Here is a 581-nt window from a genome sequence, read left to right as displayed (position 1 = left end):
TCTTCAGGACCACGGCGGGGAGTCTTCCAGCCCTGAGCACGGCCCCCGGAAAACGTTGTCATTGAGGCATCCCGAAGCGACCGAGAATCCCCGGAAAGGGGCCGACGATGGCCACCACGCACGGACGCCGCATCCTCCACACGACCCCCTTCGCCCCCCAGGCGGCCACCCCGGCCCCGCGCCTGGCAGACCGGGTCTGGGCCGTCGCCCGGATCGCCCTCGGCTGGATCTTCCTGTGGGCCTTCGCCGACAAGCTGTTCGGCCTCGGCTTCGCCACGCCGGCCGCCAAGGCGTGGATCAACGGCGGCAGCCCGACCACCGGCTTCCTGAAGGGCGCCGCGGACGGCCCCCTCGGCGGGTTCTACACCGCCCTGGCCGGGAACGCCCTGGTCGACTGCCTGTTCATGCTCGGCCTCCTGGGCATCGGCGCCGCCCTGATCGCCGGCATCGGCCTCCGCGTCGCCGCCGGCGCGGGCACCCTGATGATGGTCATGATGTGGGGCGCCGAACTGCCGCTCCAGACCAACCCCTTCATGGACGACCACATCGTCTACGCCGTCGTCCTCATCGGCCTGGCCGCC

Annotated in this window: 1 protein-coding gene; it reads left to right on the top strand. The window is 71.4% G+C overall.

Going from position 1 to position 581, the window contains the following annotated elements; translation table 11 throughout:
• Positions 1 to 107: 107 nt before the first annotated feature.
• Positions 108 to 581 (top strand): hypothetical protein (locus tag AW273_RS00060; protein ID WP_232326994.1); only part of this gene is annotated, 474 nt, incomplete at its 3' end.

This window comes from Herbidospora yilanensis, from assembly GCF_001570565.1.
GTDB lineage: Bacteria > Actinomycetota > Actinomycetes > Streptosporangiales > Streptosporangiaceae > Herbidospora > Herbidospora yilanensis.
This window is presented reverse-complemented; position numbering and strand designations above follow the sequence as displayed.